The sequence below is a fragment of the Pseudomonas sp. S3_C06 genome (assembly GCF_054667675.1).
Map to the genome: position 1 here is coordinate 2,445,420 of NZ_CP162747.1, position 26,619 is coordinate 2,472,038.

The window sequence follows — 26,619 nt, forward strand, 5'->3', positions numbered from 1 at the left end:
GACCGCCGTCGCGGCCAGCCTTGAAACATTCAAACACCTTGCGGCAATCACTGTGCAATACATAGTTATGTCGTTTCCCCCCGAGAGGCTGCTAGCATCGGCCTCACTTGCACTCCGAACAGGCGAACATCAGGTAGCCCATGCTCGAGCCCACAGCACCGCCAAGGAAAGCACCGCTGGCCCCGCCGCTGGATACGCGGCATCAGGTCGAAACGCCGGAAGGCATCGATCTGCCGTTGCGTCCCGCCGGGTTGATGGTGCGTGCCGTGGCCTTTGCCATCGATCTGGGTATTCGCGGCCTGATCATGGGCGCGCTGTTCATCGCGCTGGCGTTTCTCGGCAAGCTCGGCATGGGTCTCGGTTCGCTGCTGCTGTTTGCGATCAGCTGGTGGTACATGGTGCTGTTCGAAGTACTGCGTCAGGGCCGCTCGCCGGGCAAACAATGGATGGGGCTGCGTGTAGTGCACGACGACGGCACACCGGTTGGCTGGTCGGCCTCGCTGCTGCGCAACTTGCTGCGCTTTGTCGATCTGCTGCCCTTCGGCTACTTCCTCGGCGCGCTCAGTTGCCTGCAACACCCGACCTTCAAACGCCTCGGCGACATCGCGGCCGGCACACTGGTGGTCTACAGCGAACGCCCGTTGACCCGACCGCAACTGCCTGATGCCGAACCCCGGCGATCGCCGGTCACCCTGACTCTCGCGGAACAACGCGCCGTGCTTGGCTTTGCCGAGCGCCAAGGTGAATTATCGCCAGCGCGGGTCAATGAGCTGGCTGCCTTGCTCGCCCAGCCACTGCATATTTCCGCACCCAAAGCAGTCGTTGAGCTCAACGGCATTGCTCGCGGTTTGTTGGGCCCGACATGAAACAAAGCCTTTTCGAGACGCGTCACAAGGCCGAATGGGAGCGTTTTGCGCTGGCCCTCGAACGCCTCGAACGTGGCAAGGACACCTCACAAGTAGCCGGCTTCCCCAAGGCCTATCGACGGCTTTGCCAACATCTGGCATTGGCCCGGGAACGTGGCTACAGCAGTTTCCTCATTGATTCGCTGCAACAACAAGTACTGCGCGGACATCAACAGCTGTACCGTCATCGCAGCCGGCTCGGCGCCAACCTGCTGAGTTTCATCCTCGCCGACTTTCCGCGTCTGGTACGTGCCGAATGGCCTTTTGTGCTGGCCGCGGCTTTGCTGTTCTTCGGCAGCCTGATCAGCGTCGGCGTGTTGGTGTATGTGTTTCCCGAACTGGTCTACAACCTGATCCCCGCCGATCAGGTGCGTGAGATGCAAGGCATGTATGACCCGGTCGCCGGCCACCTCGGGCGCCCCGCCGAACGCGCGGCCAGCGAAGACTGGGTGATGTTCGGTTACTACGTGATGCACAACATCGGCATCGCCTTTCAGACCTTCGCCAGCGGTTTGCTGATGGGCGTGGGCAGTGCGTTCTTTCTGTTCTACAACGGCATGGTCATCGGCGCGGTCGCCGGGCATCTGAGCGAGATCGGTTTTGGCCAGACCTTCTGGTCATTCGTCATCGCCCATGGCGCCTTTGAACTCACCGCCATTGCCCTCGCCGGGGCGGCCGGCCTGGAACTCGGCTGGGCCTTGATCGCGCCCGGGCGGCTGACCCGCAGCGAAGCGCTGAAACGGGCGGCGCGCAAGAGCGTGTTGCTGGTCTGCGGGGTGATGTTGTTCCTGTTGATTGCCGCGTTTATCGAAGCCTATTGGTCATCGAAAACCAGTGTCACACCTTTGACCAAATATCTGGTCGGCGCCGGGCTTTGGACGTTGGTTGCGCTCTATCTGTCGTTCGCCGGAAGGACACGCCATGCGCCTGAGTGACGCCACCGTGGTGATCCGTCCGCGCACGACCTGGGAAGCCATGGACCTCGGCGTGCTGATGAGCCAGCAACATCGCCGTCTGCTGATGACCAGTTGGGCGATCGTCACCTTGCCGCTGTTCGCTTTGCTCAGCCTGTTGTTCTGGGATTCGCCGTCACTGGCGGTGTTTATCTTCTGGTGGCTGAAACCGGCGTACGAACGCCTGCCGTTGTACATCCTGTCGAAAGCGCTGTTTGGCGAAACGCCGACACTTAAACAAGCCTTGCGCGAATGGCCACGCCTGCTCAAACCGCAACTGCTGGCCAGCCTGACCTGGCGCCGCCTGAGTTTGAGCCGCAGCTTTCTGCTGCCGGTGGTGCAACTCGAAGGCCTCGACGGCAATGCCCGGCAACAACGCCTGCAGGTGCTGCTGCAACGCAACGCCGGCGCCGCGCAATGGCTGACCCTCATCGGTGTGCATCTGGAGACCGCGTTGTGGATCGGCCTGATGGTGTTGTTCTACATGCTGTTACCGCAGCAGATCGAAACGGATTGGGACTGGCAATCGCTGATATTCGCGGCGGATCACGATTGGCGCTGGCTCGAACACCTGACCAATGTTTTCTATGCGCTGGTGCTGGTGGTGTGGGAACCGATCTACGTCGCCTGTGGCTTCAGCCTTTATCTGAACCGCCGCACACAGCTGGAAGCATGGGATATCGAGCTGGTGTTCCGCCGCTTGCGACAGCGCCTGAACAACGGTGTATTGGGGGTGCTGCTGGCGGTCTGTCTGCTGCTGCCGAATGTGCCTTCGGCGTGGGCAGCCGAGCCTGATGACAGTCCACAGGCACCGCGACTGTTGAATCAGCCGCTCACCAGTCAGGCCTCCCGAGACAGCATCAAGGCGTTGCTCGAACAACCGCCGTTCAAGAACAAGGAATCCGTCACCCGCTATCGCTTTGGCGACGACCCGGCGAAACCTGCCGAAGCGCAAACACCGGGTGAAGCGCCGCAGTGGTTGAAAACCCTGCTGGGCTGGCTCGACGGGCAACACCTCAATCTGCTGGCGAAGATCATTGAAGTGTTATTGTGGGGCGCGCTCCTGGCGGCAATCGGCTGGCTGCTCTGGCGTTATCGCGAGTTCCTGCAAGCTTTCGTCAGTCGCCGCCCGAGACTGCCTGCCAAACCGAAACGCGCGTTGCCGCAGCAAGCCTTCGGTCTGGACTTGAACCGCGACACCCTGCCTGACGACATCGCAGCCAGCGCCGAGCAACTCTGGCAAAGCCAACCCCGCGCAGCGTTGGGCTTGCTGTATCGAGGGCTGCTCAGCCATCTGCTCCACGATTTCGATCTGACCCTGAAGCCCGCCGACACCGAACTCCAGGTGCTCGCGCAAATCGAGCATTTACAACGTCCCGAACTGCTCGCCTTCAGCCGCAGCCTGACCGTCCACTGGCAGAACATGGCCTACGGGCATCGCGTGCCAGCGGCGCCTCTGCAGCAGGAATTGTGCGATGGCTGGCGCGCCTTGTTTGGCCCCGGAGCTGCCCGTTGAGTCGCCGGACACTGTGCTGGGGCGCTGCGTTGATCGCCCTGTTGCTGGGCGCGCTGAGCGTTTTCCTCTACCTCAAGGCCAAGCCTTATCAGGAAGAAGTCGATCACGGCCCCTCGCCCGCCGCGCAAGCCAATCCTTATCTGGCGGCCGAGATCTTTTTACGTGAGCGTGGGCTCATGGTCAGCCATGCCGAAAGCCTCGCGGCGCTCCCCGATATCGACCCACGCCGTCATACATTGCTGTTGTTCAACGACCGCTCGCAAATGACCCCGCGTCAGGTCGATCAGGTATTGAACTGGGCACGGGCCGGCGGGCGCCTGGTATTCGTCGCAGAATCACTGTGGGATGAGCAGACCAGACAGAGCAACGACCTGTTGCTCGACCGGGTGCAACTGCATCAATCCCTGAGCAAGGACCTGAAAGACTTGCCTGCAGACGTCGAACCAGAACGCTTTCCGAAACTGACCCGACTCTATCTGGAAGACGAAGACGCACCGGCCTACGCCGGCTTCGACACCGATTTCCACCTCGACGACCCGAAGAATCTGGCGCAAGCCTGGGCCAACAGCGCCAAGGCCACGCACATGATGCAACTGCCCTACAGCCTCGGCTCGATCACCGTGGTCACCGACGCCGAATTGTGGAAAAACAAAAGCATCAGCCAATACGACAATGCCTGGCTGCTCTGGTATTTGAGCGCCGACACCGACGTCACCTTGATCTACAACACCGCGCACGATGGCCTGCTGACCTTGCTCTGGCGCTACTTCCCGCAAGCCATCGTTGCCCTGCTGGCGTTGATCGGTCTGTGGCTGTGGCATGTCGGTGTGCGCCATGGACCACTTCAGACGCCGGCCCCGAGCGGGCGGCGACAGTTGCAGGAACACCTGCGTGCCAGCGCCGATTTCCTGTTGCGTCACAACGGCCAACAGGCACTCCTGCAAGCCCTGCAACAGGATGTGCTGCGCCGCGCCCGCCGTCGCCATCCCGGCTTTGACCAATTGAACGTTGCCGAACAATGGCTGGCGTTGTCGCGCCTGACCCGGCAATCCACTCGCGCTATCAGCCAGGCCTTGAGCCCGGTGCCGAACCGGCGGATCTCCAGCGCCGATTTTTGCCGCCAGGTCGCCCACCTGCAAACCTTGAGGAACACGCTATGACCGAACAGATCGAGCCCGGCAGCGCCAGCCACGCCGCCCAGCAACGCCAGCGTGCCAGCCAGTTGGCGCAAGCGGTGCGCGGCGAATTGCAGAAAGCCCTGATCGGCCAGAATCAGGTGATCGACGACGTGCTGACAGCGCTTATCGCCGGTGGCCACGTGCTGCTCGAAGGCGTGCCGGGGCTGGGCAAGACCCTGCTGGTGCGTGCACTGGCCCGCTGCTTCAGTGGCGAATTCGCGCGGATTCAATTCACTCCGGATCTGATGCCCAGCGATGTCACCGGCCACGCGGTGTACGACTTGCAAACCGAGCAGTTCAAACTGCGCAAAGGCCCGTTGTTCACCAATCTGTTGCTGGCCGACGAGATCAACCGCGCACCGGCGAAAACCCAGGCCGCCTTGCTCGAAGCGATGCAGGAGCGTCAGGTCACGCTCGAAGGTCGCGCCCTGCCCATCGCGCAACCGTTCATGGTTCTGGCCACACAGAACCCGATCGAACAGGAAGGCACCTATCCCCTGCCGGAAGCCGAGCTCGACCGGTTCATGATCAAGGTACGCATGGACTACCCCGACGCCGATCAGGAGCTGAACATGGTGCGTCAGGTCTGTCGCTCGACCCGTGCCGACATGCTCGATGTGCAACCGCTGCGCACCGTGTTGCAAGCCAAGGATGTGCAAGCCTTGCAACGCATCGCCAGTGATTTGCCGCTGGACGACCAGGTCCTCGACTACGCCGTGCGCCTGGCGCGCAGCACGCGCACCTGGCCGGGGCTGACCCTTGGCGCCGGACCACGCGCCTCGATTGCCTTGGTGCGTTGCGCCCGTGCCCGCGCATTGTTGCGTGGCGGCGAATTTGTGATTCCCGATGACATCAAAGGCTGCGCGCTGGCCGTGCTGCGCCATCGCGTGCGCATCGCCCCGGAGCTGGACATCGAAGGTTTGCAGGTCGATCAGGTGCTCCAGCAACTGCTCGACCAGATTGCGGCGCCGCGTCTGTGAAACCCTCACGCCTGCTGTTGATCTGGCTGGCTGTGCTGCTGGTCATCGGCATTGTGCTGGGGACATTGCGGGCACTGGAGACCGATATCCCGGCCAGTCTGATCTCGATCAACTGGGGTTTGCTGCTGGCACTGTTGGCCCTAGCGGTGCTGGATGCGCTGCGCCTCAAACGTCTGCCGACGCCGCGCATCACACGTCAGATGCCCGGTAGTCTCGCCCTCGGACGTTGGGGCGAGGTGCACCTGGAAGTCGAACATGACTTTACTGCGCCGACGAACATTGAACTGTTCGACCACCCACCGGAAGGCTTGAGCTTCGAACACCTGCCGCTCTCCATTGAATTGCAACCGGGCCAGCGCAGCCTGCTCGGCTATCGCCTGCGCCCGCTCAAACGCGGTCATTTCAGCTTCGTCCACTGCGAAATCAACCTGCCCAGCCCCTTGGGATTATGGTCAGGCAAACGCCTGCTCAGCGTCAGCGACCAGACCCGCGTCTATCCCGACTTCGCCCGGCTCTACGGCGGTGAACTGCTGGCTGTGGACAACTGGCTCAGCCAGCTCGGCGTACGCCAGCGGCAACGTCGCGGTCAGGGTCTGGAATTCCATCAACTGCGCGAGTTCCGCGAAGGCGACAGCCTGCGCCAGATCGACTGGAAAGCCACCGCGCGCCAGCGCACGCCGATTGCCCGCGAGTATCAGGACGAGCGCGATCAGCAGATCATTTTCATGCTCGACTGCGGCCGGCGCATGCGCAGTCAGGACGATGAACTGTCGCACTTCGATCACGCACTCAATGCCTGTTTGCTGCTCAGTTATGTGGCCTTGCGTCAGGGCGATGCAGTGGGGTTGAGTACGTTTGCCGGCGAGCAGCCGCGCTATCTGGCGCCGGTCAAAGGTAGCGGCCAACTGAACGTGCTGCTCAATGCGGTTTACGACCTTGAGAGCACTCAGCGTCCCGCCGATTATCAGGCTGCCGTCAATCAACTGCTGGCCCGACAAAAGCGCCGGGCACTGGTGGTGCTGGTGACCAATTTGCGTGATGAAGATGACGATGAACTGTTGAGCGCGGTTAGACGCCTGAGTGCGCAACATCGGGTGCTGGTGGCAAGCCTGCGCGAGGAGGCGCTGGATTCGATACGCCAAAGAGCGGTGCAAAACTTGCCCGAAGCGCTAGCTTATTGCGGGACGGTGAATTACCTGAACGAACGGGCAGAACTCCATGAGCGGTTGAGTGCTCATGGGGTTCCGGTGGTGGATGTTCGGCCTTTGGAGCTAGGGGCTGAAATGGTAACGCGATATCTAACCTGGAAAACAGCTGGCACTTTATGACGCAGAGCGTGACGAACTCCATGCTCAGAGGGGGCGCACACGTCAACTTCCAACAACCCGCTACAAGTCTATAAAAGTACCATCATAACTATTTACAACCCTAAAGTTTAAAGTCTGCGTCCCAAGCGGCCAGGTCGCAGTACCATCTGCCTGGGTATGCGTAAAATCAGCCCCCTCCGGCCAAGTGATGGCGATAAATACGCCGGGGGCGGGCTGATCCAGGAAAACCGAAGTAGCGCTAATAACATACTTGGAACCATGACCATCCTGAATTAGTTTTTTAGTTGCAGTGACCAGATTATGGCCCAACGACATCCGCAAATCCGATGAAACCCAATCAAAATCCTGAATCTCCAGTTTCAAAAAAAACTCCGTATTTTTAGAGGTCTTATTGAAGTCCAACTTCCAGGACAACCCTCGCTGGTCAAGTTGATGTATTACCTCCAGACCAGGTGTAACCTCAACACCTAGAATGTCAGGAGGCTCGCCTTCCCATATGAGTCTTACACGGCGACCAACCAAGGGAGAGTCAGGTTCCAACGATAGATACAGAGTATGCGTGGCGCCGTGACAGGGATTGGCACCTTCGGGAAATTTAAAGGGAAACGTATCGAACACAAAACCAAGCTCATCGTGACTTATCACTTTGACTGGAAACGATGGCGAACTCGAAAACTCTGGAAATTTCGGCAAGGAAAATTGCAATTCAAAAGTACCGCTGTCGGCCTGATCACTCGTGATAACCCAACTCAACGAGGTCGTCCCATCCGCCATCGCACACGGTTGGCCCAATGGCGGATCAAAAACCAACCCTTGCCCCTCTGCACCAGGCGTGTATTCCAGAGCAAGAAAGCCACCCGGATCACCAATTAAAATGCTGTCCTCATAACTCAGGGTCAATGTACAGGTCTGCCCGACCATCAAGTCCGGTTTCACATCGGGCCATGCCATCCGCTGTCCATTAACGAGTGGGACGAAAGCATCTGACCAGTGTTCAATCAAACGCCCCTGCAATGACGGCGACGTCTCTAGTTCGGGAATTTTGGGAAGAGCAAACTGCAACGCGAAATGCCCGGCATCCGCTTGTTCGCTAGTGACTAGCCAGTTTAATGACGTTGTCCCCACAGCCATCGCACGCGGCAGCCCCAAGGGTGGATCAAATACCAGCCCCCGTTCCTCTGAGCCCGGTGCGTATTGCAGAGCAAGAAAGGCATCGGGCTCACCAATCAGTCCACTGTTTTTATACTCAAGGGTCAGCGTGCAGGTGTCTCCCACCATTAAATCCAGTTTGAGTGCAGACCAACTGACCGGCTGGCCATTGATCAGAGGTGTGAAACCGTCTGACCAATCTCTGATTAAACGCCCAGGTATGACCGGTGATTTCGATACGTCGGGTAACTTGGGAAGGGAAAACTGCAAAGCGAAAAGACTGATATCAGTGGGGCTGATCGTGATTTGCCAGCTCAATGAAGTAGTTCCCTCCTCCATCGCGCACAACTGCCGCAACGGCGGATCGAAAACCAGATCCCTGCCCTCTGCGCCTGGTACGTAATCCAGAGCAACAAAGCCGGAAGGATCACCAATGAGAAGATTATTTTCGTAACTCAGCGTCAGTGTGTATATCCGCCTCATCATTGAAATGAGTCTGGCTTCGGGCCATTCTACTTGCCGGTCGTTGAGGAGCGGAATGAAGCCGTCTGACCAGTTGCTGATCAATCGCCCCGGTATTAACGGTGACTTCGATAACTCAGGATACTTTGGAAGCGCGAACTGCAATTCAAAAAGACCGATGTCAGATGAGTCGCTCGTGATACGCCAATTCAATGAGGTAGTGCCCGCAGCCATCTCACATTCCTGTCCCAACGGCGGATCAAAAATCAAACCCCGCTCCGTGCCCGACTTGCACTCCAAAGCAAGAAAGCCTTCGTCCGTGCCAATCAACCAACTGTATTTATAGTCCAGCCCCACTGTGCAGGTTTCACCCTTCATCAGATTCAGTTTCACCTCATCCCAGTCGACTTTCTGGCCATTAACGAGAGGGGTGAATTCTTGCAGCCAAGTATTGGAATCAATAGATTTAGACATTTGATGGCACCAATTCAAATTCGAGAGCTTTTAATTCCCACCCGCTACATCCATAGTAACCGCCGTTAATTGCATGCGACGAAATGGAGCTAACCGGTTTCGAAAACTACTGACTTACGCTACACATTCACATAAGTAGAGTTATATCTATTCCAGACTCTGAATCTCAGATCCGTGAAGAAATGCTCCCAAATTACATTACCATCCACTCCGGTAACAATATATTGCTCGCCGCTCGACCATGTTACCCAGATAACTACACCGGGGGCCGGCTTGTTTAGATGGACCGAAGTAGCGGATATAGCATAGGCAAAGCTGCCATCAGCTTGTTTCTTTGTTGCAGTCGCCAAATTATGACCCAAATCCAAAGGCAATCTTTCCGAGACCCATTCAAGATCCAGAACTTGCAATTGGAGGTAGATCAGTGCTTGCTTGGTAGCTTTGCTAAAATCCAGCTTCCAGGACACCCCTGTTTGATCAAGTTCAATTACATCCTGAAGACCCGGTGTAATCTCGACGCCCAGAACATCATGGGGCTCACCGCTCCATATCAGCTTCGCACGGCGCCCGACCAATGGAGAGTCAGGCTTCAAAGACAGCTGCAGATTATGTACGGCGCCGAGACATGGATAAGAAACCTCGTAAGAGGAAAGGGGCTCTGTACGCAAACTGCTCTGGCGAGGCTTGATGAGGAACGTATCGAACATAAATATGAGTTCGTCGTGGCCTATCACTCTTGATGGCAATGACGGCGACTCCGAAGCCATAGAAAATTTCGGCAGGACAAACTGCAACTCAAAACCACCGATATCAGCATGGTCACTCGAAATAACCCAACTTAAAGACTGCGTGCCCTCTGCCATCTCGCACGGTTGGCCCAATGGCGGATCAAAAACCAGCCCTCGCCCCTCTGCACCTTGCTTGTATTCCAAAGCAAGGAAGCCATCGGGCTTCCCTACCAAATCGCTATTTTCATAGTGCAGCCTCAACGTGCGGGTCTGTCCTACCAACAAGTCCAGCTTCACATCTGGCCAATCGACGGGCTGCCCATTGATGTACGGAATGAAGCCGTCTGACCAGTTACTGATCAATCGCCCCGGTATTAACGGTGACTTCGATAGCTCAGAATACTTTGGAAGCGCGAACTGCAATTCAAAAAGACCGATGTCAGATGAGTCGCTCGTGATACGCCAATTCAATGAGGTAGTGCCCTCAGCCATCTCACATTCCTGTCCCAACGGCGGATCAAAAATCAAACCCCGCTCCGTGCCCGACTTGCACTCCAAAGCAAGAAAGCCTTCGTCCGTGCCAATCAACCAACTGTATTTATAGTGCAGCCCCACTGTGCAGGTTTCACCCTTCATCAGATTCAGTTTCACCTCATCCCATTCGACTGTTTGGCCATTAACGAGAGGGATGAATTCTTGCAGCCAAGTATTGGAATCAATAGATTTAGACATTTGTTGGCACCAATTCAAATTCGAGCGTTTTGAATTCCCAGCCGCTGTATCCGCCCGGGACATAAGCATCCAGCCAGCCACGTCTAAGGCCAGGCATCCTGAACTCTATCCGTGCGTTCCCGTCGACATCTGTAGTAGTGGGAGCAAGATTCAATGTCGGGTATTCCCATTGCACCTCGACCCCCTCCAAAGGCTCAGAGGTCAAGGCCGACACTACGTTGACGGTCGCTGAAACCCGCTCGCCCAGGTGACCACCGGGCTTGGGGCTGGTGAGCGAGAGGATTTGCCGAGGTTGATTGAGGTAAAGCGGTATGGCGATGGACTCCGAATGCAGTGCCTCGCCCACCGTTGCGGTCAGCTCAAATGCACCAGGTGTCGTCGGTACAAACCGCACGCGCGCCACACCGTAGTAATTGGTGGTGGTTGTCACTTCACCAAGATCCGGGCTGAACCATGTCACGATCACCCCGGCCATCGGTCTGCCGCTGATGACTGAAACAATGGTGATCTGTTCCGAAACCGCCTCGCCCCACAACAAGGTCTGGCTGATTCGCGAACGCTCGGCAATTTTCACTACCTGCGCGCCCTCTCCCAAAGACATCGCATTAACGGGAGACAGGCTCGCCAGCCGTTCAGACGCAAAGCACAACCCGAAGCTGCCGTTCTTCGCGTTACCGACCGAGTAATAGTTGAAGGTTAATTTCTCTTCCTCGTTGAAACGCCTGAATTCGCCGAGCTTGGGTTCATCGAAGCGCATTCCCAGCTCCCCTGGCCCGGCTCCCGTCATTCCCAACGCCAGACCGTAATTCAGCAAATCGCTGTCGGACGGGACTTTCAGGTCAATCCGGTGCTGCCCGTTATGACGCGGGAAGTAGGTTCTTTCACCCCATGGCTGTTCCCGTTTGCCGTCAAAACTGACCATCAAACCCGCCCACGGGTCTGTTTTCAGCGCATTGACGGTTACCATGCGACTGTCTTCGTTGCCGTCAAAGTAGCTATCTACCAGCGCAATAACCGAATGCGTGCCGCCGGCAAGCGGCCGAAAACCAAAACCGCTCCAGCCCTCTGAATCGGTCCACGTGGTCGGGCTATTCACGCCGTCCCACCAATTCACCGGAACCTGTTCCACCGGGCGCTGGGTAAAATGCGAATACACCTGAACCCAAAGCCAGGCAGGAGCCGTGGATCCGGCCGTAGCGACGACCGGATCCACGGCTGCTTCGCGCACAGCGTGAATCCTTACTTTGTTATGAGCCAACACCATGGGCTTGGCAGGAGCGACAAAATCCAGTTCGGGCAAGGCAACGACCAGCTCGAAGCGAGCCGGTTGCTCGCTTGCAGAAAAGTCCAGCGTCCAGATAGCGCCGCCGTCGGTCAACGTTTCTGAAGTATCCAGCGTCGATACAACGGGAGCGCCCAAGGCATCAATCGGGGCGTCGGAGCGGGTCAGCACGGCCTGCAAACCCACCAGCGGGCTCAATGCGCCGGGCATTACATTGAAGCTGTGGGTGGCCCCCAGACACGGATACAGCGCTTGTTCGTCCGGCTCAGCCCGAATCTGATCCAGCAGAAAGCTGAATTCCGTACTCAACTGAGCAGAAAGCAAGCGCCCGGACAACTCCCGGACAACCTCGACACTTTCCAGACGCAGTTCCAGCTCAAACAGACTGCTGATGCTGCTGACCGCCTCTGAACTCAGCGTCCATTGCACGCCTTCTTTCGACAAGGGTTTGCCTACTCCCGGCTCCGAGAGCTGCAGACCGATACCGGGATCATCGCCACGCCAGTGCAAGCTGATGTTTTTATCAAGCCAGGAACTTTCCTCGACGGGTTTGACGATCAGGGTATGCGAATGTCCTCTTCGGCAGACCACTCCGAGCGTATTACGCTTGACAATCTCCCCGTCCAGCAGGATCTCGACCTCGGTTTTCCAGGGACTGGAAGCGAGCGCCCGGACGTCGAACGGCCGGGTGATCGGCACGGATTCCGAGTGCGCCTTGACGTGAGCCGTGACCTTCAGATTGCCGGCTTCAATCGGCGTATAGAGCACGCTCGCCCAACCACCATCGCCACTGCACGCATTAATGACGCCTTGCGGCGTGTGCCATTCGACCGACGCGTTGCGAACCGGATCACCGTCACCGAATGCCGTCTCATGCAACACTTGCAAGCGCAACAACACACTTTCCTGCTCATCGACCACGGGGCATTTGTTGGCTTCGTGCACTTCACCGATCCTGACCCGGTTGCGCGCCAGCGACATCGGTCTGCCCGGGGACGGCAGCAGCAAGTCCGAGCAGACCAGTGATAGTGTGAATTTACCGTCAAGGTCCCCCCCGCTAGCCAGCGTCCAGACCATATCCCGCTCTGTGACGGGCACTGCGCTTTCAAGCTCCGGGCTGATGTCCACACCGAGCTGTCCGTGATCATCGCCACTCCAGTGCAATGACAGCCGGGTACCGAGTAAAGAACCATCGGCAGGCAGTCGTACCTGAACGTCATGGCGGCTGTCACGGTTCGGATAGCCTTGCGAATCCCAAGCAGTCTCTTGCCCATCGACAACGGCAAGCAGTTCGTCCCACGGATCAGTTTCCAGTACCCGTACTGTGAACGATTCCGTGTAAACGCCACTGGCATAATATCGACTCGTGACCGAGGCCACGATGTGCGCGTCTCCCGCCGTCTCCGGCTGAAAGTCGCAGTAGGCCCAGCCATGTTCATCCGAAACACTGGCAGAAAACACGTGCTCTGCCGTCGACCAGTTCACCGTCAGGCCTGCGAAGCTCTGATTGGTGTAATAAGACGCCACTTGCACCCCCAGACGCACGCTCTGCCCGTGTTTCAGTATCGGGTAATACGCAGCGTCCAGCCTCTCGCGAAACTTCAGACGGTGGTGGCCCAGCGATGCGTCGATCGTAAAAGGTTCGGCGTTGTAGCGGCTGTGCAGGTTCACCGTTAACGGATAACAGTCCTTGCCAGGCACCACTGGAGCGTGGAGCAACCAGTGCTCTGTCAGCAACTGGTCTATCTCCGGGCCCGGCATGATACCAATCGCTTTCTGTGGATTATCGACAAGCATCAACGAGGCCTCGGTATTCTCCCAGGCGTTGCCCGGCTCTGGCTCGAAGGTCAAATCATGTGAGTCGCTGTCTGTTGCTCCCATGCAAAGGTAAAGCGTGCCACCTTCGCCCAGCACTTGTTTATCGAGTTTCACTGTTTTCAGCTTCAACTTATCCAAATACAACTGGAGGTCGATACGGGCAATCCGGACTTTCGAATAATTGTCGTTTTCTTCGTTCGGCGGGCTTCTGATCTCGATGCGAAGCTTATCGCCAGCCTCGAACAATGCACTCAGCGTTTGTACGTATGGATCCGGATCAAAAATCAAAGGTTGTCCGGCTGCCAACCGGGCCAGATCCTGCTCAAGGTTGCGGTCAGGTTTGGGTATCAGCTCTATTTCGTCAATCAACTGCTTACCGTTGAAAATCCGTAGCCAGCCCGACTGCTCGTGGATCGTCTCGCACTCGAAGCTCAGTCGATATTGCGCTTGATCGGCGGGTTTCTTGGGGACATCAAATTCCTGACTGACCCAGCTTTCTTCAGCAAGATGCAAAAGTGTGATCCGCTCGCCAGTGACATACTCATCTTCCACCGTGCCGACTGCAGAACCGATCTTTGTCCAGCCCCTTGTCCCTTCGAGGAAATCACCATTGAGTATCAGACTCTGGTCCGCTTGAATGATCGGTTCACTCATGATTACCCGCTCCTTTGACTTGCCGGTTGCGCCAGGCAGTTTCAGCTTCGTTGACCAGGTCTTTGACTTTGCTGGCGAAGGTCGTCTCGCCGATCTTTGCGCTGTAGCGGACACGCACGATGACGTTGGTCATGGAGCGCAGCATGTCTGCCTGCGGCCGCTTCCCATGCCAGGGAAAAGACAGTTGCCACTTCGACACGGCACCCGTGTATTCGAATGGATTGAGCAAGCCATCATCGGGCTTCATGGCCGTCAGACCGTTGTCGGCAATCCCTGCCGAGAGGACGATCTGCTGGCCGCTGCGCAAGTTGATCAACACATCGCTCGGCGCCACTTTCCCGGGGTTGTGCAAGTACTGCACCGACTGCGTGGTAGCACGGGTCGCCGTCTTGCTTTCGATCTGCAGCAAGACGGCCCGCACATCCTCGAACGGTCCGGTCAGCACCGGCAGGTCGATTTCCACCGACTGGATCTGCCGGCAGAAGAGTCCCGGATGATCACGATCGAACAGCAACTGAGTCAGCTGGAACTCCAGCGTGCCGTCTCTCTGTAGCAGACCCAGCGCAGTCTCCCAACTGTCGACACCTGGCTGCGGGTCGAACTCGTCGTTGAACAACTCGCGCAGGGAAATGGTTTTCACCAATTCCGGTCGCCGCTCGTAGCGTTGTAAATATTCGCGCTCCATACGCAGCAAGTGCGCACGCAAATGCTCGCCTGCCGTCAAACCATGACGCTGATCCAGCCACACCTGTGGCAACGGAATCTGCGTGTCGTAATCACCGGTTTCGGCATTCAGCGATGCCTGGGCGCTGAGACACAAACTGATGACGGCATCGTATGCCTGATAATGCAAAGCCTTGAGCTGGCCAAGCATCCAGCCGAACAGTTCGGCATTACCCGCGCGATTTTTCAGATAGCTGTAAATCGTCAGCGCCTGAGCGTTGGCCCGCAGGGTTTGGGCAAGGTTTGAGCGAGCGGCGCTGACCGCATGGCGCTGCGCCTCGATCTGCGCGTTGAGGGCGTCCACCTCGGCCAAGGCCTGATCACGCTGCAGTCCCCATTCGTTACGACGGCGACGGTAGCCTTCAGTAGTGGCCTGATCGTCGGCGTCGATTTGCAGCATCGACGAAGCGATTTCCAGTCCGAAGCACACGGCATCGATTGCATTTTCAGGCTTCATACCGCCATTGGACATGCCAAAAATCTTCGGCAGCGCCGCGATAACCGCCCCGGTGGGTTTGAGGACTTTGGCGGTCAAGGCAAGTGTTTTCGACCCTTTCAGGCTCGCCATCACCTGATACTCTACCGCCGACACGTTCTCGTCATAGCGCTGCGCGTACGCATCCGCGCGCTGTAGCGCCACGACCCGGCTCTGCTCAAGCGCCGTGACGCCAGCCTCGAGTTGAGCGATGGACTGCTCCTGCACGGTTTGCGCGTAATTGCCCAGTTCGACCAAATGCGTTTGCTGCAATTCTTCCTGCTCGGCACGATCACGTCGTTCGAGCAGATTGAGCACTTGAGTGCCGAAATCCTGGAGCACCTGCACCGCACGCAATGCAATTTCGTGAACGGCACGCCAGCGGAACGCGCCGACGACCAGCCGGCCGCCCATCGGCCGTGGCCCACCGACACCACCCGACGCCAGGAAACGCAGCAACTCGTTCGGGTCGGTGGGCGGGCTGAATAGCGGGATATCCAGCGGCTTGCCATCGAGGGTGAGGTTGTTGCGCAAGTTGTGCAAACGCCGGCCGGGGGCCGCAAACAAATCCACCAGCGACGAATCGATCGGAATCCTGAACGGCCCGGAAGACAACAGACCAAGGCTCGCCGCAATATCGGACCCGGCGGGGACATCCGCCAGACTGAAGACATGCGTCTGTTCAAACGCCTCCAGCGCCGGACGGCGGCGGCTTGCATCCACAAGGCTTCCCACCGTGGCGGTCTGCCAACGGTTCACCGCACGGGCCAAAGGCGCCGGGCCCATCAGGAACTCGGCTTGCACGTAACACAAGCGGGCCGCCACCAGGCTGTCGCGGGTCAGTTGCCGGTAATACCAGTCGCCCCAGATCATCAGATTTTTTACGTAGTCGCAGAACATCAAAATCTTGAAGTGCTTGGGTGTCGAATAGCCAATCGCATCCGGATCGGCGGGGGCCAGCGCCTCACAGCCGGGATTGCCGGCTTCGTTTGCCAATGGCCGGCAGCGCCAGTACGACACTTTGGGAACGGCTCTGGCGGTGTCTGCAATGGCTTGCGGGTCGAACACGAAATGCAACCATTTCTGCGCTTCGACAAAACGTTCTTCATCGCGCATGCGGGTGTACACCAGGTGCGGCAAATGGAAAAACAACTCCCAGTAGAACAGACCGTTGGCGCCATCGAAGGCGCCGTTGGGTTCGTGAATCTGAGCGCCGGTCGGCGGTGGTTCCGGAAGGAACTGCGTGTCCCAGTCGAGTACGGCCTCCACGGAGCGATTGGAGCGCAGCACCAGTTCAGGACCGAACTGTGAGTTCAGGCGGCTGTAATTGAGGTACGGTTCCGGCAACTCATAAGACAGAAACTGCGCCGCATTGGTGATGTTTTTTACCAGCTTTGGCGGAGTGAAGTTCGTCAGGTTGCCGATCTGGAGTTTGAACTCCTTGCCGCCATACCCGGTCGTTTCTGCGGTTAACGCTAACGTGGTGTCTGGCGGCCATGAACCTTTGTCACGTTCGAACCTCAACGAGGCCGTGGTCCAGCCTCCGGCTTGCGAATGCGTTTCTTCTAAAGAGGGATCCGCCACCGTGCCGTTCAGCAGCTTCAATTCGAACACTTCAGAAACGCCAGGGGGCAGCGCCGTAGGTCTGCAAAACCCATTGACGATCAGTACATCCTTTTCGCCTTCACGTATTGCTATAGCGTGAAGATCGAGAAAATCCGACATCGTGCCTTCAGGCTTTTCAACGCTGGTCATCGGGACCTGGTAATTGAAGGAATGCTGCACCGTTTCCGGAGTTTTGAAGCGTTCCCTGGCGCTATCCAGCCAGCCACCTGCGTCAGTGAGGTCGGGGCGTAGCAGTACGTCGTAAATCCTGCGTGTCACGTCTGATGCATCCGATGCTTGTTCCGCGTCCTTTACCGGGATCGACACCCCCAGCTTCCCCTTGGGAGACATCCCATCGATCCACACCGAAGCAATCAGGTGAAAATCCTGGTCATCGCCTTCCGCGGCTTGCGCGCCGTATAGACTCAGCGGCGCCGACCATTGACCGTTCTGCTTCATGAAGGACAGGTTGACGTCGAGTCTTTCGGGGATGCTTTCGCGGATGCTTTCGTCTTCTGTTTTGCCTTCTACTTTGTCTCTCCATTCGGCCCAGACCAGGCACAACCGTCCGTTCCAGAACACCGGGCGTATATCCAGCACCCGATGCGCCGGCTGAATTTCCACTGCCTGCCATTCACCCCAGGCAGCCGGATTGACCGCGACGCAGGTCGGCGTGAGCTCGATCTCGGCTTTGCGCCAGAAGTACTGGAAAGGCGGCACCCGCTCACGGCCGACAAAGTAGTAGTCGGCGCGGTCAGGCGTGGGACCGTCCATGTAGCAACTCAGCACATCCAGATCACAGGTCTGCTCAAACCTTTGCAAGTAATTATGCAAGGCAGCCAGCACGGAGTCGTCATTCAAGCGGGTGTGGTTCAGGTCATTTTCGAGGGCCTTGAACAGGCTGGTCTTGCGTTGGCGAACAAACGGGTTGATGTAGTTTTCCGGGTAGAGCCTGATCAACTGCACCGCAGCCCAATCGGAATAGTTGCTGCACAATTCCCACTCGCTCAGATCGCTGGCGGGAAACTGATGCTTGTCGTAGCCGCGCTCAAGATTGCGGTATATCCGATGAATGTACTGCTGGGCGCAACTGGTCGCTTCGGCCACCCAAGAGCTTTTCACTGCGAAAGTTTCCAGCGGGTCCATACACAGCAGTTCGAACAAGCCTGCCGGCGTTTCCACAAAGGAGTATTTCTCCCGGCTGGCGTGCCCGATGCAGTATTCAAGCAAAGCGGAACGCCGTTTTTCCTGCAGATCGCCAATATGATTCAGTGCCATGATCCTTGCTCCTCGATGGGAATAGACGGTGGATGGAGGTCATCTCACGTTGGTCGCCCCCCCCCCTCGAACGTAATCTCATCGAAGATCGCTTTTTGCTTGCTACGCTGGCTAAGCACACTCAGCGCGAATGTGCCCCCTGTGTCGCTGGAAACGAACACCCGCGTGAGCCCTTCCTGATTGGTAAGGTCCTGTTGTCCCCTGAGAATCACCCTGGCTGTTTCTCCTGCCCCCCTTTCGACAAACCAGTTCACCAGCTCGTTTGCACCAAGGTTGTTAAAACGATCCATCAACGTGGCGTAGAGCTCGACTTCCTGGCCCCGTGCGACGACGCCCGATGGCACCGGCGACTTCAGTTTCAGTACAAATTCCAGAGTCTTCTCGTCGGAGGTGAGGATGATCTTCGAGGCATTTTCAGGTTCGAACAGGTCCAGCCAGAAAACAGGTACGTCCTCCCCCATTCTGGTGCCAGGCGTGTAGATGGCCTCGAGCACTCCGTCGTAATTGGTATGGCCGGTTCGGATATCGCCCAGGCTGGCGCGAAAATGCACCCGGATGCCACTCAAGGGTTTTGGTTCGGGACCTGTCGGATCTGTGAGCTTGACCGTGTAAGTAGCGGTTTCGCCGGAACCGGCGACAATCTCGGTGGGGCTCACAGCGACACTCATCGTCACAAGTTGCCGCAGATCCCCCGGCACTTGAGCAAGCGGCGCACGCGCTTCGGATTGGCTGAGCAAGGCCAACTCGGCGGCATCGGCATAGGCCTTCGTGTCGACCTCTTCAGACAAATCGCCCATCAGGAAAATTGTCAGCGCGTCCATCCCGGTTTTCGCCGACATCTCACGAACGCGGATAAGCAGAGCCAGTTGGCTGAGATTGCTCAGAATCGGTCGCTCTGAATCCATGCGATTGATGCATTCACGCACCTCCTGCACGCTCCAGTCGAAAAACTCGGCCAATCGGATAGTAGAAGCCTGATGCGCCAGCCGCTGCGCATGCTCGCCGAGGAAGGTTTCCAGCGAGTTGACTTCGCGCAGGTAGTCGAGCAGCTTTTGCGCCGGCAGCGAGCTCATACTGAATGCCCGGGTAAGCGTGGTCAGGTGGTAAAGCGTATTGATCGTGAGTGCATATTGGCTGGTCTGCCCCATCCAGGCGCGGTAACCGTAATCCAGATAATCCTGCAGCAGGACTGCACTCAGACCCAGCGTTGCAACCACCTCGCTGCGACGCCGAACGTCGGCCAACAGCAAAAGCAACACATCGGAATCCGGGGTGCGGCTGGATTGCTCGGTGCTCGAATCGATACGTGTTTTCACCTCGCGCAAAAACTGGTAAACCGTTTTGTTGGCCCAGTTCAGCACCGGGATTGCCTGATCCGGTCCGATTCCGGCATAAACCGCCAGGGTTTCCTTGACCAATGACACCTGGGCATCCCTGGCATCCAGCAGCACTTTCAACAGGGTGTTGGCCAGACTTGTGCGCAACTCCGGTTCCAGGGAACCGAGCGCTTGATCAATGGCCCACTCCACCCTTTTCTGCGCATCAATCAGGTACTGTTCGAGCGTCCCTTTCGGCGCCAGCACTAACCCATCGACATCGACAACATCCTTCAACCCATCGGGATTCGCCACCAGAAAGTCCAGCCAGCTGGCGGCACCGGCAGGCGGCAAACCGGCCATCAGAACGGCCGCATTGGAAAACTGCGCCGTCGGCAGCAGATTGCGTATCTGCTCAAACAGTTGCCGGTCTTGCTCGGACGCCTCGCGGGCAGGTTGAGGGGCTGCCGCGTGTTGCAACACCCACAGCACCGGCAAGTTACTTTGCTCGCACCACCGCACACACGATTGCAGGGCGTCGATAATGTTCAGAACGTCCGCTGTCTTGCTGTCGGTCGAGTCGATTTTCGGAATACCGGCCAGACCATTGAGCCAGTCTTCTCCACCCGTCAGCAGCAGCATCAGCACGCCTTCGACCGGGGTGATGCTCAGCAATCGGGACAAGCGCACCAGTCGATAAAAGCTGGAAAGAATCGGCAGGCTGCGCTTGAACTTGTTGTCACTGATGTTGTGAGCCTTGGCCACTTGCGAAGCCAGATACTGGTAAGTCTGCGTATCAATCCCCAGGCCACTGCACAATTGGCTGATAGTCAGATTGACCTCGCCCGGTGCGGGTATCACCGGAAACTCACCATTATCCAGCAACAAAGGTTCGCCATAGCTGGCTTGACGGTTGAACACCTGATCGAATTGCGATAACGCTTCGCCGCGCCCGTAGATGCCCAACTGGTCGATGAACACCGCGAAGTCCGCCGCCGTGCAGTTGTAGCGTTCGCGCAACGTCTGGAACAGCCCGAGGGCGTGTACGACATTGTCAGTTATCCACCATTGCGTGTTATCCGCACCGCCGCGTCCTTCCGCCCTGATCGCTGCAGCCAGCAAGGCGTCTACCTGATCACTGGGCAGTTCCATCCAGTTGCACAGGCGCACCATGCGGTTCATTCGGTCGAAGGCGGCAAGCCCCGCCTCATCGCTGGCGACAATGGACAACCGATGGATTGCCGCTGGAACGTCATCATCCGCAAGGGTGATACTTACGCCTGGGTAAGTATTGGCATTGATGTAAATCGACCCCGATCGTCCGCTTTCCGGCTGCGTGGACGTATCTTCAACGTACTTGAAATTGGGCGAAAGCTGCGGTGCAAAATCGCGAACGGAAAGCAAACGTTCAATCGCCAGTGTGTCTAGCTTTGTGCGTTCAGCGAAGTGCGGGATCTGACTCAGATTCTGATACGCCCCCGGCCCCTCCTCTATGTCTTCACCGTAGTTATCCCGATAAAACGCGCTAAGGTCCGCAAACTTGACAGCAGGTTCCGTTAACACGGTGCGTTGATACGGTCCAAATCGCGAGGAATGCGCCAGCGCACGTTCGGCATCATCGAACCAGGTCGCGGTTTTCAAAAAATAGGGGTAGGCCAACTGAACCGTGTGCGCAAAATCACCCACTGACAAGTTGTTGAGTTGCGCAACTCCGTCAAGGGTGACCCAGTGTTGATAGTAAGGCAGACCATTGGGGTAACGTGCGTCAATCAAAACCTCTTCGATTGTCTTTCTCGGCGGTTCTCCTATCGGATGTTCCGTAATGAAACGCTCAAGCACCGAGACAATGATGTCCACCGCGGACACCGACCGGAACACTGCATTGAAATCCACGGACAGGTCCATCAGATCAGCACGACGCCCTTTAAGCGGGAAGCTCGACTCGTCCGCTGCAGGCTCGATGCGGTCTTGAATCCAGAGCAATAAAAAGATCAGGTAGGCCACCGGGGATATGAGGGACTCCAAAGAGTCCGGTGGTGCCAATTTGTTGAAGCCGGTCTGAAACAGCCGCTCATATTGCGGACCAACTCCCATTGACAACAATCCACTCGAGGGCCCGGACACGCCATCGCCATCGCGCAGTTGCTCCTCGATATACTCACGGCTCAGGTACGTGGCCATGCTGTTGGCACGCCGCAAAAACTGCTGGGCGTCCGTCTGGGTCAGTTGATATTTGCTACTCAGGTGCGCCACGCCTTTTTCCACCAACGGCAAAATTGAACCGCCGTCTTTCAGGTAGGTTTTGAGCTGTTGCAAACCAGCGTCTTGAGCGTATGTCTCATCGGGAAACAACTGTTCGTAGAGTTGCAGACCGGGACGGCGCGGATCAGCCATGATCAGATTCCTTGAGGCGAGAGCTGGCCTGAACTGCCCGACATAGTGGTCAGGCAGCCCATTTGTTCAAATCGATTTGGCGCTGAATTGCCTTAGACGTCTACTGTCAGAAATGACAGGTTTATTAACCGTTCGTCGGATCTTTTCGACTGGATATCGCGCCGGGAATCGGCATGACTTCGAAGCGTGCACTATTCGCCCAATCAGACAACCTTGTGCCCAGTGTGAGAGTTTGCCGGAACCGGCACCAATTACCGCCGGGGCGCAGAACTTCCCCTGATGCGCCACGCCACTGCTTTGCTTCAACGGTCAGCAACGGCGTCCATTTCAACTCCGTGTTGAACCAGCTCGTGACTTGCCCGATGCCTTCCTCGCCCGTGCCGGCAAAGACCACCGGATCATGCACCCAACGCCCTTCTGCCGGCTCCGTGATGATGGGCAAGTACACGCCCGCCACGACACTGCTCGTGGCAGGTTCCGACTCGAAGCCATCAAGCATTGCTCTCACCTCCAGAACCAGGTTGCCGTCAGCCTGAGCCTCCACTGCGACCGACCAGGTTCGATCCTCCTGCACGAGCGCGCTATTCGAGGCGATCCCCAACATCGCCGTAACGGTGTCACCCGGAACACCGAAACCTGACACGACCACCTTCCGGCCGACGTGTTCGCCTTCGATCGGGGTCTCGATAGTAGGCGCTGCCGGGGTCACGTCGTAGGTCAGACTTTCCGTGAAGTTGGACTTGTGTGTAACGTTACCGTCTGTAAAAAGTTGCCGGGCGCGGATCGTGTAGGTGCCCACAGGCTGCGTCACTGTTCCTTGCCAAAGACGACCTGCGCTCACTGGAATATCGCTCAACCACGGTTCGTCAGCCCCCTCGAACCAGATCTCGACCCGCGCGGAAGGCAGACCAGTGCCTCGAAGTATCTCCGTGCGAGTTAGCTTGCCGTCTGCACCTGGCGTAGTGATTTTCGGCGTCGGCACCATCACGTTGAAGCTACGACGTTCACTTTCTTCGGACGAACGCCCATTGCGCTCCTGTTTCGCGTAGATCGTGAACGGGCCGAATTTCAAACCGGTCAGTCGAATTTCCCATTCACCGTCCTCGCCCAAGAGCAGCGGATCTCCCACTTTTTGTTGAAACTGCGCCTCGTACAACTGCATCGTGGCCCCGCTCACGCCGTCGTTGCCTTTGATATCCACATCCGCCCCTACATCACTCTCGGCCGGGTGGGTGATGACCGGTTTGAGCATGACCGGATAAACCGTGAAATCTCTGGACTGCGGATCCGAGGGCTGCTCGACAAATTTCTGGGTGACGAGGATCGTTTGGGCAATATCAGCGGGGAACGCCACAGGACGCTGGAACGTCCATGTGCCTTTGACCACAATCCCGGAATAGAAAGTGTTGTTACCGCTAAAGGTGATGCTCACCGTGGCGCCCTCTATACAAGTGCCACGAAACATTGGTTTCAAGCCTTCCTCAGGTGGTTTCTCCACCGTTGGTGGCAGGGGCGGTATCGACACGAGCAATTCACAGGGTGGTTTTGATGAATGGTCCCCCAGACTCTGGGTAATGTGAACTTTCCGCTGGTTGGTTGGCCCCCATGGCTCCAGTGCCCGGCTCGACCATTGGCCATTGCGGACCTCCACGCTTGGTGCAATTTCGTTTGCGCCCGAGTCTTTGAGCGAGACGGTAGCCCCGTTGTAACCTTTGCCGCTGAAAGTTGGCTGGTAGTCCTTGGTGTAATCCACATCGGTGACAGGCGGCATGTCGTTGTTGATCGTGAATTCACGGGGCTGCGACTCGATCCAGCCACTGTCGTTGTCCGCGATCTCCTGCACAACCTGGACTGTATACTTGCCCAGCCCCCAGCCTGTTGCTGTTACGTCCCAAGAACCATCGTTTCGCACGGTGACGATGGAAGGCGTATCCGGTGGCGTGACGTCTGGGTAACTTTTGACGATGAACCGGATCCGCGTGGCGAGTCTCGAGTCGTAGTGGCCGGTGCCGGAGAACTGCACTGTTTCTGCGACAGGAAATTCGAACTTTGGCGTTTCAAGTTCGGGAGGACGAATGCGGAAAGCATGGGCTTTGATTGCCTCGGAAGAGAGACCTACGAGCGTCTGTTCAGCAACAAGAGAGAGCGGACCCGGTTTCAAGCCTTTCAACTTGACGAGCCAATTACCGTTTGCCAGCACGTCACTTACACCTAATGGGATGCGGGTCAGATCCTCAAAAACTTCGACCTTGGCACCAGGCAATCCATTATCGCCTTCAAGGTCGAACGTCGCCTCTTGCACAAATTCGGAATCGCCGATGGCGGGAAAACCCAACATCGTCAAGGCCACCTCGTTTGAATAAGAGTATTGACCGTCCGAAATGTTTTGCGCTCTAACTAAAAAGTTACCGGAGGGGAAGAACTTCCCTGACTTAAGGGGAAGCACCCAAGTGAGGGTGTTGAAATTATCGCTTGCGGTCAACGTTTCATTATTATTGCGCGCGTCCTGTACCGAAATTTTTGCTTTCGTGTTACGGATTCCCTTGAAAATCAACTGAGAGTGATTCACCAATGTATTTGCCAAGGGTGACGTTATCGCAGTCTGCGATTTTCGTATCGTGACGACATCGGATCCAACCGATATCTCGAAACCTATATGCTGACGCGCAAAAAAAGACGTAATGTTCGATGGCAATGTGATAGGTGCAGTCCAACCACCATTACTTGTCGGACTCGCGGTGGCCAGTGTAACCGTATAGGTGCCACTCACACCTAACAGATAGATAACACCCCTTGGCAAATAACCTGTGCCCTCAACATCGAAAGGCATACTGACTAACTGACCTGATGACGGACTTTTTATGAGGGGTGGCTGTGCGGGAATAACTTTATCACTCCAACCCTCCCAATCTTCGACATCATTATCAGTTCCGTCATATTGAATACGCATCTGCAGATAAACTTCTACGCCATACGTGCCAAGTGGCACGCTCAGGATAACTTCATAGTTATGCCACTGTGCGTCCTGCCTCATCGTGTCCGGTGAGTTTTTTCGTTCATATTCACCAGCATTAAGAACCACATCAATATTAGCGCGATCCCAGTTCCCACCGCGGGTAGTCATCTTGTACTTTACGGTCCTCACATGAATCTTGCCACTTTCAAACTTGTATTGACATTCCAGTAAGGTTGTCAGGGACGGCACGCGTGGGTGAATCTGATAAAGGGTCGTGGTGACAGCGTTGTCCCAAAACACTTCGGAATATTGTTCGCCCTCGCCCACACCGACGAAGGAGGCCTTATCAGCGAGAGACTCGTCCGGTACGCGGTTGGTCTGAGCTTTACTCTCGCTCTTCTGCTCATCCCCACTCTCGGATTCTCCAATCTCGTCGTCCATTTCAGTGCTCCTGCGCAATTAGACAAACTTGCACCGAAACTACGGGATGGCGGGATGAGCGACCACTGTCAGATCTGACAGTCAACAAGAACTTATTGACATTAAAATCGCGGTATCAATAGCGAAAACAACTTCTCAATCGGCGAACGTATGCTTGATACCTCACCGCCCAGCATTTGGCGCTATCGAATCAAGCCGAAGCCGGCAACGGCTGAAAACTGAAATACTGCCGCAGCGCCTGCACCAACTGGCCAAACTCCACCGGCGGCTGCAGCAGAATGAACCCGGCGTCGTAGTGCAGTGGCGTGGCATCTTCATGGCACCAGACGCAACACGCGGTGAAGTCGATGACTTGCTGGCAGCCATCGCTGGCGGGGATTTTCAGGCGTAGCTGGAAGTCCACGCCCACCATCATCGGCAACTGGCTGATCAGCATCAGCCCGTCTTCGGAGACGTTACCCAGAAAGCCGATCGGTTTGTCGGTGACGGTATTGAACACTCTGAGGAAGTACGGCAGCTGATGCCGTTCGATCCGTTCGGTAAACATGCGCAGTTCGCCATGCAAGGCTCCATCACAGAGCCGCACCTTTGCTTCGGAACGTACCGGTATCGCCGGCCCGCTCTCCCCGCTTCCGGTGTGACGGTCGCTACGTCGCCGTCACCTTACAACTGCCAGTCGCAGGTGTTGCTCCGGATTCAGCAACGTGGCGCTGAATCCGGGTTCTTCGACTATAGCTCAGCTTGTACACACGGCCAGATTTTGTATGACAACTGTCATCAGAAGCGGGTCGGGCGCACCACGGCAGCGGCGCTGCGGGTCGGGTAATGGCCCAGGCTCTGCAAGGTTTCCAGACGGGCGCGGGCGCGGTAGGCGTATTCGCTGTTGGGGTACGAGGCAATGATGAACTGGTAGGTCTGCGCCGCGTCGACAAACATTTTCTGCCGCTCAAGGCACTGGCCGCGCATCATCGACACTTCCGGCCACACATACGGGCGGGCGCGGCTGGCGCGTTCGACCTTGGACAGCTCGAGCATGACCTGCTCGCAATTGCCGCGATCATAGGCGCTGTAGGCGTTGTTCAAATGATGGTTCATCGACCAACGGGTGCAGCCCGTGACGGCGAGGACGCTGAGGGCAAGGGCGGCAATGGGTACGAATCGCATGAGGGTTCTCCTGTCTTGAGCAATGTATCGACCCATGGTCGGAAATCTTCAGGCGCGTTTGTCCCAAAGTTGTCGTGTTCAATAAAGAAACCATTAAGTAGTGCAAAC

At 57.0% G+C, this 26,619-nt stretch carries 14 protein-coding genes; 6 read left to right on the forward strand and 8 right to left on the reverse strand.

Going from position 1 to position 26,619, the window contains the following annotated elements; all coding sequences use genetic code 11:
* Positions 1 to 140: 140 nt before the first annotated feature.
* Genes AB4N44_RS10765 through AB4N44_RS10790 form a run of 6 tightly spaced genes read left to right on the forward strand, consistent with a single transcriptional unit; the run spans position 141 to position 6,860 of the window.
* On the forward strand, positions 141 to 866 hold the full coding sequence (locus AB4N44_RS10765) for an RDD family protein (protein WP_460108974.1): 726 nt from the start codon (positions 141 to 143) through the stop codon (positions 864 to 866).
* The gene (locus AB4N44_RS10770; RefSeq protein WP_460108972.1) at positions 863 to 1,840 is read left to right on the forward strand and encodes a stage II sporulation protein M; all 978 of its coding nucleotides are present in this window, start codon (positions 863 to 865) and stop codon (positions 1,838 to 1,840) included. The genes AB4N44_RS10765 and AB4N44_RS10770 overlap by 4 nt, the downstream gene beginning before the upstream one ends.
* A complete protein-coding gene (locus AB4N44_RS10775) occupies positions 1,827 to 3,374 on the forward strand; it encodes a DUF4129 domain-containing protein (protein ID WP_460108970.1) in 1,548 nt (515 codons plus the stop codon). The genes AB4N44_RS10770 and AB4N44_RS10775 overlap by 14 nt, the downstream gene beginning before the upstream one ends.
* A complete protein-coding gene (locus tag AB4N44_RS10780; protein WP_127929537.1) occupies positions 3,371 to 4,534 on the forward strand; it encodes a DUF4350 domain-containing protein in 1,164 nt (387 codons plus the stop codon). The genes AB4N44_RS10775 and AB4N44_RS10780 overlap by 4 nt, the downstream gene beginning before the upstream one ends.
* Positions 4,531 to 5,532, forward strand: a complete 1,002-nt coding sequence (locus tag AB4N44_RS10785) for an AAA family ATPase (RefSeq protein WP_127929538.1) — start codon at positions 4,531 to 4,533, stop codon at positions 5,530 to 5,532. The genes AB4N44_RS10780 and AB4N44_RS10785 overlap by 4 nt, the downstream gene beginning before the upstream one ends.
* Positions 5,529 to 6,860 (forward strand): DUF58 domain-containing protein, encoded by a 1,332-nt coding sequence (locus AB4N44_RS10790; RefSeq protein ID WP_460108968.1) that lies wholly within the window; start codon positions 5,529 to 5,531, stop codon positions 6,858 to 6,860. The genes AB4N44_RS10785 and AB4N44_RS10790 overlap by 4 nt, the downstream gene beginning before the upstream one ends.
* Before the next feature lie 60 nt (positions 6,861 to 6,920).
* Here the strand turns inward: AB4N44_RS10790 and AB4N44_RS10795 are convergent, their stop codons facing one another.
* From AB4N44_RS10795 to AB4N44_RS10830, 8 genes are all read right to left on the reverse strand, one after another.
* The gene (locus tag AB4N44_RS10795; RefSeq protein WP_460108967.1) at positions 6,921 to 8,945 is read right to left on the reverse strand and encodes a hypothetical protein; all 2,025 of its coding nucleotides are present in this window, start codon (positions 8,943 to 8,945) and stop codon (positions 6,921 to 6,923) included.
* Between the two features lie 119 nt (positions 8,946 to 9,064).
* Positions 9,065 to 10,405 (reverse strand): hypothetical protein, encoded by a 1,341-nt coding sequence (locus AB4N44_RS10800; RefSeq protein ID WP_316916997.1) that lies wholly within the window; start codon positions 10,403 to 10,405, stop codon positions 9,065 to 9,067.
* Complete coding sequence (locus AB4N44_RS10805) at positions 10,398 to 14,159, reverse strand: Ig-like domain-containing protein (protein WP_460108965.1); 3,762 nt, start codon at positions 14,157 to 14,159, stop codon at positions 10,398 to 10,400. Before AB4N44_RS10805 ends, AB4N44_RS10800 begins: the two co-directional genes overlap by 8 nt.
* Positions 14,152 to 18,240 (reverse strand): Tc toxin subunit A-related protein, encoded by a 4,089-nt coding sequence (locus AB4N44_RS10810; RefSeq protein WP_460108964.1) that lies wholly within the window; start codon positions 18,238 to 18,240, stop codon positions 14,152 to 14,154. Before AB4N44_RS10810 ends, AB4N44_RS10805 begins: the two co-directional genes overlap by 8 nt.
* A 44-nt stretch (positions 18,241 to 18,284) precedes the next feature.
* Complete coding sequence (locus AB4N44_RS10815) at positions 18,285 to 21,950, reverse strand: Tc toxin subunit A (protein WP_460158213.1); 3,666 nt, start codon at positions 21,948 to 21,950, stop codon at positions 18,285 to 18,287.
* 124 nt (positions 21,951 to 22,074) lie between these two features.
* On the reverse strand, positions 22,075 to 25,347 hold the full coding sequence (locus AB4N44_RS10820; RefSeq protein ID WP_460108961.1) for a hypothetical protein: 3,273 nt from the start codon (positions 25,345 to 25,347) through the stop codon (positions 22,075 to 22,077).
* Between the two features lie 190 nt (positions 25,348 to 25,537).
* The gene (locus AB4N44_RS10825; RefSeq protein ID WP_150774451.1) at positions 25,538 to 25,894 is read right to left on the reverse strand and encodes a PilZ domain-containing protein; all 357 of its coding nucleotides are present in this window, start codon (positions 25,892 to 25,894) and stop codon (positions 25,538 to 25,540) included.
* A gap of 230 nt (positions 25,895 to 26,124) precedes the next feature.
* On the reverse strand, positions 26,125 to 26,511 hold the full coding sequence (locus AB4N44_RS10830) for a tetratricopeptide repeat protein (protein WP_007951249.1): 387 nt from the start codon (positions 26,509 to 26,511) through the stop codon (positions 26,125 to 26,127).
* Positions 26,512 to 26,619 lie beyond the last annotated feature (108 nt).